This window comes from Microbispora sp. H10670 (genome assembly GCF_014161385.1).
GTDB classification, from domain to species: Bacteria; Actinomycetota; Actinomycetes; order Streptosporangiales; family Streptosporangiaceae; genus Microbispora; species Microbispora triticiradicis.
On sequence record NZ_JABBWW010000031.1, the window covers coordinates 16888 to 29086 of the forward strand.

A 12199-nucleotide genomic window follows, 5' to 3' on the forward strand; every position below is an offset into this window, starting at 1 on the left:
ATGTCCGGAGGTGCCAGGACATGCAGGTGCACATCACCATGCTGGGACGGTTCGCCGTCCAGGTCGACGGCAGCGTGCTCCCGCCCGGGGCGTGGCATCGCCGCCAGGCGGCGGATCTGGTCAAGCTGCTCGCCCTGGCACCGCGCCGCCGCCTGCACCGCGAAGAGGTGATCGACGCGCTCTGGCCGGGAGTCTCCCCTGGCCAGGCCGCGCCCCGGCTGCACAAGGCCGCCCACTACGCCCGCCGTGCCCTCGGCGCCACCGGCGGTGTCGTGCTGCGCGGCGCGAACGTCGGGCTGCTTCCCGACGTGCCCGTGGTCGTCGACGCGGTCCGCTTCGCCGAGCTGGCCGCCGCCGCACTCGCCGACGGCGGAGCCGCTGCGGCCGCCGGCGCACTGGAGGCCTACGCCGGTCCCCTGCTGCCCGACGATCCGTACGAGCGATGGACGCAGGCCCACCGCGACCGGCTGCGCCTGCTGTACGCGCGCCTGCTCCGGCAGGCTGAGCGGTGGGACGAGCTCGTCGAGCTCGACCCGGCCGACGAGGAGGCGCATCTCGCGCTGATCCGGCGGCACGCGGAGCGCGGCGACCGCCGGGCCGCCCTGCGGCAGTACGAGCGGCTCGACCGGGCCCTCGGCCGGGAGCTCGGCGTCGCGCCGGGCGCGGAGGCGGTCGCCCTGCGCGAGGCGCTGACCGCCGATCCCGCCGGGCGGGCGGGGCCAGCCGCTCCCGCCGTCCTGGTGGGCCGCGAGGCGCAGACCCGCCGCTTCGAGGAGACGATCGCCGAGGTCGGGCGAGGCCGGGGCCGCACGGTGTTCCTGGCCGGCGCGCCGGGCATCGGCAAGTCCTTCCTCGCCCGGTGGGCGCTCGACCGGGTCGCGGGCATGGGCTGGCGCACCGGCGCCGGCGCGGCGTCGCGGGTGGAGGGCGCCTGGCCGTACGCCCCGGTGCTCGAAGCGGTCGCGGACCTCTGCCGGCGCCACCCCACCCTGCTGGACGGCCTGGACGACCGCTGCCGGGAGAGCATCGAGCTGGCGCTTTCGGGCCGCGACCTCGACTGGAGCGGCGACGGCGGCCAGCGTCTCTACGTCGCGGTCATGGAGCTGATGCGGCTCGCGTCCGCGGGCAGCGGCGCCCTGCTGGTCGTCGACGACGCGCACGAGGCGGACGAGGCGGGCCTGCGCCTGCTGCACTACCTCGCGCGAAGCTGCGCCAGCGAGCGCGTGCTCCTGTTGCTCTGCCACCGCAGGCAGCCGCTCACGGACACGTTCGAGCAGGTGCGGTCGAGCCTGCTGACGCGGGGCGCGGCGGTGGAGCTTCCCCTGACCCCCCTCGGCCGGGAGGAGACCGAGGCGCTGGCACGGGCATCCCGGCCGGGGCTGGGCCCGGAGACGGGCGAGCGGATCTGGCACCTCTCCGGGGGGCTGCCCTTCGCCGTCGTCGAGGCCGCGCGGGTGGCCGGCGAGGGTGACGCGCCCGGCGCCGTCCCGGGTGAGGTCGTGCTGGGCCTGCTCGACCCGCGGGCGCGGGCCGTGCTCGAACGGGTGGCGATCGCGGGCTCCGCGTTCGACACCGACGAGTTCATCGCGTTGTCCGGCGCGACCGAGGACGAGGCGTTCGACTGCCTGGACGCGGCGCTGGCGGCACTGGTCGCCGAGCGCACCGCGAGCGGCTACCGGTTCCGGCACCCCCTGATCCGCGAGGCGCTGCTCGCCGGCATCCCGCCCCACCGGCAGCGCCGGCTGCACCGGGTCTGCGCCGAGCGGCTGGCCGCCCTGAACGCCTCGCCGGCGCGGGTCGGTCACCACCTGCTCGCCGCGGGGGACGCCGCGGCGGCCGTGCCGTACGTGCTCCGGGCCGCGCAGACCGAGGCGGCGGTGGGGGCGTTCCGCGAGGCGCTGGCCCTGGTCGACTCGATCCGGCACGTGTGCGGCGAGGCCGACCGCCCGCGTGCGCTCGCACTGCGCGCCGACCTGCTCGCCGCCGTCGGCGACGCCGCGGCGGCGGCGGCCTACCGGGAGGCGATCGAGGCCGCCCCGCCGCCCCGGCGCAGGCCGCTCCGGGCCCGGCTGGCCCAGATGCTGGTGCTGGCCGGCGATCTGGAGACGGCCGGGACGATGCTGGACGAGCTGGACCTCGGCGGCGGACCGCCCGACCCGACGATCCTGCTCGCCCGGGGTCAGCTCGCCTACTTCCGGGGCGACCTGGAGCTGGCGCGTACGGTGTCGGAGCAGGCGCGCGGCCTCGTGACGGCGGGCGAGATGGACCGGCAGGTCCTCGACCTGGTCACACTGCGGGGACTGGTCGCGCACAACCGGGGAGAGTGGTACCAGCAGCTCCGCGTGGAGCTGCGCCGGACCCGCGACGAGCCGTCCCTGGCCACCGCGATCTTCGACTCCCACCTCTGTGTGGCGGAGTACCTGCTCTACGGTCCGACGCCGTACCGGGAGGTGATCGAGCTGGCGGCGGCGCTGCGGGAGACCGCGACGCGGGCGGGCGCGATGCGGGCCGTGGCGTTCGCGACCGCGCTGATCGGGGAGGCCGCTTTGCTGAGCGACGACCTCGACCTGGCCGAGCGGGAACTGCGCGAGTCGGTCGACCTGCATCGGGAGATCGGCGCGTTCGCCGGCGAGTCGCACTCACTGCAACGCCTGGCCGAACTGTGCCTGGCTCGCGGCGACAGGGCGGCCGCGGGCCGCCTGCTCAACCGCGCCCTGCCGCTGGCGCGCTGGTCGAACCTCGCGATGCACCTCATGCAGCGCATCTTCGGCACCATGATCGTCGCCGCGGACGGCCCGCGGGAGGCGCGGGCCGTCGTCGACCGCGCCTGGGCCACCCTCGGCGCCGGCGACGTCTGCTTCTTCTGCCATGTGATGCTCGCCGTGCCGTCGGCGATCGCCTGCGCCGACGCCGGGGACCTCGGCGACGCGCGGTTCCATCTGGCCACCGCCGAGCGCTCCGCCGAGCTGTGGCAGGGCACCTCCTGGCAGGCGGCGATCCTTGAGGCCCGGGCCCATCTCGCCCGGGCCGAGGGAGACCACCCGGCGGAGGCCCGCCTGCTGGCACAGGCGGCCGACCTCTTCGACGACGCCGGGCACCCGCGGGACGCCGCCCGTTGCCGCCGGAGCGGCGCCGCGTGGGAGGCGGCGCGGAAGGAGTCGCCGACCGGAGAGAAGGATCCGGGAAGGGCCTCCTCCTAGCGTGGTGCGGCGTCGCCGGGCAGGGCGCCCGGCGGGCGCCATCCGGAGGAGACCCATGCGCATCCCCTCGAACAAGCCGGTGAAGACCCCCGCGAAGACGCACCGCGTTCGCCGCTCGGCGCTCGCCGCCGCGCTGCTCGCCGGCGCGCTGTTCGCCGGCGGCGTGCTCGGCCCGGCCGGCACACCGGCACAGGCGGCGACCACGATCACGGCGTCGCTGAGCATCACCAGAGCGGCGCCTCCCGGGCCCGGCCTGGTGAACGTGCGCGTCCTGGTCAAGGTCCCCATGAACCTGTACGACGCCAACGGGTACCTCAACAACGGAGCGCGGATAGAGCTGCGCTTCTACGGCGAGGACCCAGTCTCCGACAACCTCATCCTCGGCCCGATCACCTACGCGAGGTCGGCGGTGGGGCTGTCGGCCACGGAGGAGGGCATCCGCCTGCTGACGCAGTGGCAGGAGGAGCCCGGGAGCTGGCTGAACGAGGACGACGGCCTTCTCGACGGCGTCACCGACGAGGTCTACGTGCGGGCCAGGTTCGTCGACGGCGACGGCGTCGCCATCCAGGCCAGGTCGAACGTCGTCACGGGCATCTTCTGACGGAGGCGGGCACGGCCCGCGCCGGGGTCACTGCTCGCGCATGCCCCAGGGGGTGCCGTACTCGGTGAGCAGGTCGAGGAAGGGCCGCGGCGGGAAGGCCTCGGGGCCCAGGACTCCGGCGCCGGACCAGGCGCCGGAGGCCATCAGTTCGAGGGCAACGACCGGGTTGACGGCGGTCTGCCACACCACCGCCTGGGAGCCGTACTCACGCATGGACCACTGGTTGTCGACCACGTGGTAGAGGTAGACCTCACGCGGGCCGCCGTTCCTGGTGCCCCTGACCCAGGTGCCCGCGCACGTCCTGCCGTGCATGCGCTCCCCGAGCGTCGCCGGGTCGGGCAGGCACGCCGCGACCACGTCCCGCGGGGAGACCTCGACGGGAACGCCGTCCGCGCCGGCGACCCGGACCGGCTCGGTGCGGTCCAGCCCGAGCAGGTGCAGGGTCCGCAACGTCCCGATGAACTCCTCGCCCAGCCCGTACTTGAAGGTCACCCGCCCGGCGTCGACCCAGCGGGGCATGAGCAGGACCTCCTCGTGCTCGACGTTGACGCACTCGACCGGGCCGATGCCCTCGGGGAAGTCGAACACCTCGGGCTCGCTGAAGGGCGGGGTGGTGAACCATCCCCGCCCGGACTCGTAGACGACCGGGGGGTTCAGGCACTCCTCGATCGTGGTCCAGATGCTGAACGACGGCGCGAAGTCGTGTCCGTCGACCGTGAGGTCGGCGCCGTCCCGCACGCCGATCTCCTCGATGTGGTCGAAGAGCTCGTCGGCGGCGTACCGGGCGAACACGTCCGACAGCCCCGGCTCCACGCCCATGCCGACCAGCGCGAGCCGGCCCGCCCGCTCCCACTCCGCGGCCGTCTCGAACTGGGCGTCGCCCAGCTTGACCCCGCACTCCTCGTGCGGGCGGTCCGGATGGGGCCGCGACAGCGACATCGCCATGTCCAGATAGTGCGCGCCGGCCGCCAGCGCCGCCCGGAACAACGGCATGACGAACCGCGGGTCCGTGGCGTTGAGGAGGACGTCGCAGCGGTGCTCGGCCAGCAGCGCCGCGACCGCGGCCTCGTCACCCGCGTCGGCCCGGCAGGCGCTGAAGCGATCCCCCGTCTCCCCGAGAGCGGCGACGGCAGCCTTGGCACGAGACAGGTCGTAGTCGGCGACGACCATGTGCTCGAGGAAGGATCTGCGGGCCGCGATCCGGGTGATCGCCGTACCCACTCCACCGGCTCCGACAAGCAGCACGCGCATGGTACAAACATCCCTTTCTTGGACAAACGCCCCTGATGTGCCGATCCAACGCCACCCCAACCCCGAACGTCAATGGCGTTGGCATAAGGTGGGCGGGGAGGAGAGGGGGACGCCGTGCCCAAGCCGGTGGTGGGCGAGTCGTCGCGCCGGCGGCGCCGCCCGACGAAGAACGGGGTGGTCCTCTCGGAGGGCCTGATCGTGCGGACCGCGCTGCGCATGCTGCGCGAGCACGGCCCGGCCGGCCTCACCGTACGGCGGCTCGGCATCGCCCTGGGAGCCGACCCCAGTACGCTCTACCGCTACTTCAGAGGCGTGGACGACCTGACCCTGGCCATCGGCGACATGCTCATCGGGCAGGCGATGGCCGGCTGGAGCGGCGGCGGCGACTGGCGCGCCGGCCTTCGCGACCTGGGCCTGCGCATCCACGCCGCCTACCTCGAACACCCGCAGGCCGCGGTGCTGACCGCCAGCCGCATCAGCGGCAAGTCGCACGAGATCGCGGCCGACGAGGCGATCCTCGGGCTGCTGCGTGGCGCGGGGTTCCCCGACCGTGAGGCGGTCGGCGTCTACCACACCTTCATCGACATGACGCTGGCCTTCGCGGCGCTGGACGCGGCCACCCTGGCGCTGCCCGCCGAGGCGCGCGAAGCCGACGAGGAGATCTGGCGGGCGACCTACGCCCGGCTGCCCCGGGCCACCCACCCCAACATCGCGGCGGTCGCCCCTCTGCTGGTCGCCCGCATGAACGACAGCGCCTACCCCGCCGCCCTGGAGATGCTCCTCGACAGCGCCGCGTCGCGGCTCACGCGCCCCCGCCCCGCACCCCGGACGGCACGGGGCGGGGGCCGGGACCGCCCGGACAAGGGTGTCTAGGGGTTTTCCACGCCTATCACTCCTTTTAGTGTGATTGGTGTTTCAGCAGAAAGGCGAGTCGCCTCATTCGAGTTCGCTCAGGTCGAGCGGGCTCGAATCGTGGCCGCTCGAACCGAGACCGTCGCGGCGGTAGTCCCTTCCCTCACATCTCGAGAGCGCCGGCGATTCCGCGAGGACGCCCCGGTCCGGCTCTCGCCGCACGAATATCCCGAAGACCCGGCTTATCCCCAAAAATCCGCTTATTCCGGAAACCAGGTTCCGCGCCCCGAGGAAGGAGCAGCCATGGAGGAGACGACCGTTCCGGCCGAGGCGACGGAGGAGCTCACGGCGGAGACGCTGATCGAAGAGGTGTCGATCGACGGCATGTGCGGCGTCTACTGATGAACGATCCCCTGGACGAGGCCTGGGAGCTGTCTCCCCGGGTGGCCCTGCGGCCGGAGCCGTTCGGGGCCCTGGCCTACCACTTCGGCAACCGGCGGCTGACCTTCCTCAAGCGCCCCGAGCTCGTCTCGGTGCTCCGCGACCTCTCCGGCGAACCCGACGCCCGTGCCGCGCTGACCCGTGCCGGCGTTCCCGCCGGCCGGTGGCCCGCGTACGCGGAGGCCCTGCGGGGCCTCGCCGGCGCGGACATGATCAGGCCGCGCGGGCGGGTGGAGAGCCGGAGCGCGGCAGCGCGGAACTCGACGGCACAGAACTCGACGGCGCAGAACTCGGCAGCGCAGGACGGTCCGGCCCGGTCCGGGACGGCGAGCGGGTCGCTGGCCAAGCGGTTCGAGTACGGCCTGGCCGCCCCCATCTGCCTGACCTGGGAACTCACCTACGCCTGCAACCTGTCGTGCGTGCACTGCCTGTCGTCGTCGGGGCGGCGTGACCCGCGTGAGCTCGCCACCGCCCAGTGCGAGGCGGTGATCGACGAGCTGCAGGCCATGCAGGTCTTCTACGTCAACATCGGCGGCGGGGAGCCGACCGTACGGCCCGACTTCTGGCATCTGGTGCAGTACGCCGTGAACCACCAGGTCGGGGTGAAGTTCTCCACGAACGGGACGCGACTCACCCCCGAGCGGGCGCGGTTCCTGGCCGCCACGGACTACGTGGACGTGCAGGTGTCGCTCGACGGTGCCACCCCCGAGGTCAACGACCGGGTCCGCGGCCCGGGGTCGTACGAGACGGCGCTGCGGGCGCTCGACAACCTCGCCGCGGCCGGGTTCGCCGACGCGAAGCTGTCGGTGGTCGTGACCCGGGAGAACGCGGGCCAGCTCGACGAGTTCAAGGCCATCGCCGACGAGCGCGGGGCGACGCTCCGGCTCACCCGCCTGCGCCCGTCCGGACGGGGCGCCGACGTGTGGGACGAACTGCACCCGACGGCGGCCCAGCAGCGTGAGCTGTACGAGTGGCTGCTGCGCGCGGGCGAGGACGTGCTCACCGGCGACTCGTTCTTCCACCTCGCGGGGTACGGCGAGTCGCTGCCGGGGCTGAACCTGTGCGGCGCGGGCCGGGTGGTCTGCCTGATCGACCCCCTGGGCGACGTGTACGCCTGCCCGTTCGCGATCCACGACCGCTTCCGCGCCGGCAACGTGCTCTCCGACGGCGGGTTCGCCGCCGTGTGGCGGGAGTCGGAGCTGTTCGGGGACCTGCGGTCGCCGCAGACCTCGGGCGCGTGCACCGGATGCGGGTTCTTCGACTCCTGCCGGGGTGGGTGCATGGCCGCCAAGTTCTTCACCGGCCTGCCGCTCGACGGGCCCGACCCCGAATGCGTGCAGGGGCACGCCGCCGACGCGCTCGCCGCTGCGGGCCGTACGGTGCCCCGGCCCAGCCAGGACCACTCCCGCCGCCCCGGCGCCCGCCGGGCCGGAGCCGGGCCGGTTCCGGTGCGCATCGGACGCCGTCCCTCCGCCGCCGCCCCACCCGTACACCCACCCGTGCACGCGTGCGCGGAGAGCCCGCTCGCCGGGTTCAGCCCCTCATCCGACGTGTAGTAGAAGGACGATAGCTCGTGGCCGCGAACGCCTGGTTCGAGACGGTTGCGGAGGCGCAGCGCAGAGCGCGGCGCCACCTGCCGAAGTCGGTGTACTCCGCGCTGCTCGCCGGTTCGGAGAGAGGCCGGACGTACCGCGACAACACGGCGGCGTTCGCCGAACTCGGCTTCGCGCCGCACGTGGCGGACCTGCCGGCCAAGCGCGACCTGTCCACCACCGTGATGGGGCAGCAGATCTCCCTGCCGGTGCTCATCTCCCCCACCGGGGTGCAGGCCGTGCATCCCGACGGGGAGGTGGCGGTGGCGCGCGCCGCCGCGGCGCGCGGCACGATCATGGGGCTGAGCAACTTCGCGAGCAAGCCCGTCGAGGAGGTCGTGGCCGCCAACCCGCAGACCTTCTTCCAGATGTACTGGATGGGCACCCGCGAGTCCATGGCCGCGCACATGGAGCGGGCCCGCGCCGCCGGGGTCAAGGGGCTGATCGTGACCCTGGACTGGACGTTCTCCCACGGCAGGGACTGGGGCAGCCCGTGGATCCCCGAACGCCTGGACCTGAAGGCGCTCGCCCGCTTCGCGCCGCAGGGCCTGACCCGGCCGCGGTGGCTGCTCGGCTTCGCCAGGACCGGCCGGCTGCCCGACCTCACCGTCCCCAACGTGGCGGAGCCCGGCCGTCCCGCTCCGACGTTCTTCGGCGCGTACGGCGAGTGGATGCGGACCCCGCCACCCGGCTGGGATGACGTCCGGTGGATGCGCGAGCAGTGGGACGGCCCGTTCATGCTCAAGGGCATCTCCCGGCTCGACGACGCCCGCCGCGCGGTGGACGCCGGGGTCACCGCGATCTCGGTGTCGAACCACGGCGGCAACAACCTGGACGGCACGCCCGCGACGATCCGGCTGCTCCCGGGCATCGCGCGGGTGGTCGACGGGCAGGCCGAGGTGCTGCTCGACGGCGGCGTGCGGCGCGGGGGCGACGTGGTCAAGGCGCTCGCGCTCGGCGCGCGGGCCGTGATGATCGGACGCGCCTCGCTGTGGGGCCTGGCGGCGAACGGCCAGGCGGGCGTGGAGAACGTGCTCGACATCCTGCGCGGCGGCATCGACTCGGCGCTGCTCGGCCTGGGCCGCGCGTCGATCCACGATCTGGAGCCCGGCGACGTGCTGGTCCCGCCCGGCTTCACCAGGGAGATCGGGTTCACCGGGGAGATCGGCTCCACCAGGGAGATCGGGTCTCCTGGCGATGCGTGAGAGGGGCGAAGGCGAAGGCGGCCTGGCGGACCTGTCGTGGCCCGCGCTGCCGCCCTCGCCGACCGTGCTGGTGCCGCTCGGCTCCACCGAGCAGCACGGCCCGCACCTGCCCCTGCACACGGACACGGCGGTCGCGGCGGCGGTGGCGAGGGCCGCCGCCGCCCGCCTTCTGGCGGTGGCTCCGGACGACCCCGTCCTCGTGGCGCCGCCCGTCGCGTACGGCGCGAGCGGCGAGCACCAGGACTTCCCCGGCACCATGTCCATCGGGACCGCCGCCCTCCGGTTCCTGCTCGTCGAACTCGTCCGCTCCCTGTCCCGCTGGGCCGGGCGCGTCGTGATCGTGAACGGTCACGGCGGGAACCTGGACGCCCTCGCCGCCGCCACGCCGCTGCTGCGCGAGGAAGGCCACGACGTGTGCTGGGCGCCCTGCGCGGCCGGGCCGGCCGACGCCCACGCCGGCCACGCCGAGACGTCGCTCATGCTGCATCTGGCCCCGCGTCTGGTGGACATGGCCCGGGCGGAGCCGGGCAACCTCGCCCCGCTCGCGGAGATCATGCCCGAGCTCGCGGCCAGGGGCGTCGCCGCCGTGTCACCCTCCGGCGTGCTCGGCGATCCGACCACGGCCACCGCCGGGGAGGGACGCCGCCTGCTCGACCGGATGGCCGACGACGTGGCCGCCCGCGTCCGGCACGGACGGGCCGACCACACCGGCCGCCTCCTGCCCGCACCCGCACCCGCACCCGGACCCGCGGCCGCGACGGCCTCTCCGGCATGAGCCAGGTGAGCGGCGAGGCCGGCGGCTTCCGGGTCGCCCTGGTGACCGGGGCGGCCCGCGGGATCGGCGCCGCCGTCGTGCGGGCGCTGTGCGCCAGGGGCTACCGGGTGGTCGCGGTCGACTCGTGCGCGGCGGACGGCCCGGCCCGGCCCGCCGGGGTGACCTATCCGCTCGCGGCCGACGCCGACCTGAAGTCGCTGGCCGACGACCACCCCGGCGTGGTGGTGCCGTACATCGCGGACGTGCGCGACCGCGACGCGCTCGCCCGCGCCGCCGCCGTGGCGGCGGACCGCTTCGGCCGGCTGGACGCGGCCGTGGCCGCCGCGGCGGTCATGGCCGGCGGCCTGCCGCTGTGGGAGACCCCGGACGCGCACGTCCGCGCCCTGTGGGAGACCGACGTGCTCGGGGTGTGGAACACCGCCGCGGCGTGCGTCCCGCACATGCTGGCGGGGCCCGAGCCGGGGGCGTGCCGGTTCGTCGCGGTGGCCTCGGCGGCCGGTTCGCACGGGCTGTTCCGCCTGTCGGCGTACACGATGGCCAAGCACGCGGTGGTCGGGCTGGTGCGCGGCCTCGCCGCCGACCTGGTGGGCACGGGGGTGACCGCGGCGGCCGTCTCCCCCGGTTCGACCCGCACGCCGATGCTCGCCGCCACCGCCGATGTGTACGGCCTGGACGGCGTCGAGGACTTCGCCTCGTCCCAGTTGCTGCGCCGCCTGATCGAGCCCGCCGAGATCGCCGAGACCATCGCGTTCTGCTGCTCTCGCGAGGGAGGCGTCGTCAACGGATCGGTGATATCGGCGGACGGAGGCTTCACGCCATGACCCACGATCAGATCACCCGCGACTCGGACCCCCGGGTGCCGGGCCGGCTTCCGGACGGTTTCACCGTCCGGCTGAACCGGCGTGTCCGGGTCCGCGACGGCGGGCGCACCCTGGTGGGTGGCGCGCCGACGCGGGTCATGTACCTCACCCCGGCCGCCGCGGACCTGTTCGACGGCCGCAGGCTGCGGGTCCGCGACCGCGTCTCCGCCCTGCTCGCCGACCGGCTGCTGGAGGCGGGCCTCGCCGACCCGGTCGTCGGGGACCTGCCCGGTCGCGACCCCTCGCAGGTGACGGTGGTCGTGCCGGTGCGCGACCGGCCCGCCGCGCTCGACCGGCTGCTGTCGGGCATCGGCGACCGGCACCGCGTGATCGTGGTGGACGACGCGTCGGCCGCCCCGGAGGCCGTCGCCGAGGTCGCGGCGGCGCACGGCGCGGTGCTCGTCGCGCTGGCGGAGAACGTCGGCCCCGCCGCCGCCCGCAACGCGGGCCTGCGCCGGGTCACCACGCCCTACGTCGCCTTCGCGGACTCCGACGTGGTCCTCGAACCCGGCACGCTGCCGACCCTGCTCCGGCACTTCGCCGACCCCCGGGTGGCCGTGGTGGCGCCGCGCGTGCTGGGGCTCCGCCTGCCCGGCCGGGCCCGCTGGATCCTCCGCTACGAGGACGCGCGGTCCTCCCTCGACCTGGGCCTCGATCCGGGCATCGTACGCCCGAGGGCGCCGGTCTCCTGGGTCCCGAGCGCGTTCCTGCTGGCGCGGGCCGACGCCCTCGGCCACGGCTTCAGCGCCGAGATGCGCGTCGGCGAGGACGTCGACCTGGTGTGGCGGCTGGCGCGGGCGGGCTGGCGGGTGCGCTACGAGCCGGCCGCGACGGTGCGGCACGAGCACCGCACGGTGGTCCACGACTGGCTGCGGCGCAAGGCCTTCTACGGCACCGGAGCCGACCTGCTCGCCCGGCGGCACGGCCGCGACGTGGCCCCCGCGGTGCTGGCGCCCTGGAGCGCGGCCTTCGTGCTGGCGCTGCTGGCGCAGCGGCGGTGGTCGCTGCCGGCCGCGGCGCTGATCTTCGCGGGCACGGCCGCGACGATGTCGGCCAAGGTCAGGCGGAGCCAGCACCCGGTGCGCCTCGCCCTGACGCTGACGTCCGACGGTGCCGTCGCGGCCGTCTGGCAGGCGGCGGCGCTGCTGCTCCGCCACTGGTGGCCGCTCGCCGCCGTCGGCTGCCTGCTGTCCAGGAGGCTCCGCCGGGCCGTGGCCGCCGTGGCCGTGATGGACGCGCTCACCGATCTGCGGCGCACCGGCGCGCACCTCGACCCGGTCCGCTACGCCGTGGCCCGGCGCCTGGACGACGCGGCGTACGGGTCCGGCCTGTGGCTCGGCGCGATCCGCGGGCGCTCGGTGCGCGCCCTGCTGCCCGACATCCGGTGGAAGACACGCTCGTCGAGGCCGTCCGCCTAGAAGC

Annotated in this window: 10 protein-coding genes; 9 read left to right on the forward strand and 1 reads right to left on the reverse strand. The window is 74.8% G+C overall.

Annotated features, from left to right (window positions below; translation table 11 throughout):
* The first annotated feature begins 20 nt into the window (after positions 1 to 20).
* On the forward strand, positions 21 to 3200 hold the full coding sequence (locus tag HHX33_RS30120) for an ATP-binding protein (protein ID WP_182877554.1): 3180 nt from the start codon (positions 21 to 23) through the stop codon (positions 3198 to 3200).
* Between the two features lie 55 nt (positions 3201 to 3255).
* Complete coding sequence (locus HHX33_RS30125) at positions 3256 to 3801, forward strand: hypothetical protein (RefSeq protein ID WP_182877555.1); 546 nt, start codon at positions 3256 to 3258, stop codon at positions 3799 to 3801.
* A 27-nt stretch (positions 3802 to 3828) separates the two neighbouring features.
* Here the strand turns inward: HHX33_RS30125 and HHX33_RS30130 are convergent, their stop codons facing one another.
* On the reverse strand, positions 3829 to 5052 hold the full coding sequence (locus HHX33_RS30130) for a saccharopine dehydrogenase family protein (RefSeq protein WP_182877556.1): 1224 nt from the start codon (positions 5050 to 5052) through the stop codon (positions 3829 to 3831).
* A gap of 114 nt (positions 5053 to 5166) precedes the next feature.
* Between HHX33_RS30130 and HHX33_RS30135 the strand changes: the two genes are divergently transcribed.
* The 7 genes from HHX33_RS30135 (at position 5167) to mftF (ending at position 12195) form a co-directional block, all read left to right on the forward strand.
* A complete protein-coding gene (locus HHX33_RS30135) occupies positions 5167 to 5925 on the forward strand; it encodes a TetR/AcrR family transcriptional regulator (protein WP_182877557.1) in 759 nt (252 codons plus the stop codon).
* A 282-nt stretch (positions 5926 to 6207) separates the two neighbouring features.
* On the forward strand, positions 6208 to 6306 hold the full coding sequence (gene mftA, locus HHX33_RS30140; protein WP_117409937.1) for a mycofactocin precursor MftA: 99 nt from the start codon (positions 6208 to 6210) through the stop codon (positions 6304 to 6306).
* Positions 6306 to 7901: a mycofactocin radical SAM maturase gene (mftC, locus tag HHX33_RS30145; RefSeq protein WP_182877558.1), complete on the forward strand. Its 1596-nt coding sequence runs from the start codon at positions 6306 to 6308 to the stop codon at positions 7899 to 7901. Before mftA ends, mftC begins: the two co-directional genes overlap by 1 nt.
* Positions 7902 to 7918: 17 nt before the next feature.
* A complete protein-coding gene (mftD, locus tag HHX33_RS30150) occupies positions 7919 to 9142 on the forward strand; it encodes a pre-mycofactocin synthase MftD (protein WP_117409935.1) in 1224 nt (407 codons plus the stop codon).
* Positions 9135 to 9917, forward strand: coding sequence for a mycofactocin biosynthesis peptidyl-dipeptidase MftE (gene mftE / locus HHX33_RS30155; protein ID WP_182877559.1), 783 nt, complete (start codon positions 9135 to 9137; stop codon positions 9915 to 9917). The genes mftD and mftE overlap by 8 nt, the downstream gene beginning before the upstream one ends.
* A complete protein-coding gene (locus HHX33_RS30160) occupies positions 9914 to 10738 on the forward strand; it encodes a mycofactocin-coupled SDR family oxidoreductase (protein ID WP_117409933.1) in 825 nt (274 codons plus the stop codon). The genes mftE and HHX33_RS30160 overlap by 4 nt, the downstream gene beginning before the upstream one ends.
* On the forward strand, positions 10735 to 12195 hold the full coding sequence (mftF, locus tag HHX33_RS30165) for a mycofactocin biosynthesis glycosyltransferase MftF (RefSeq protein ID WP_182877560.1): 1461 nt from the start codon (positions 10735 to 10737) through the stop codon (positions 12193 to 12195). Before HHX33_RS30160 ends, mftF begins: the two co-directional genes overlap by 4 nt.
* Positions 12196 to 12199 lie beyond the last annotated feature (4 nt).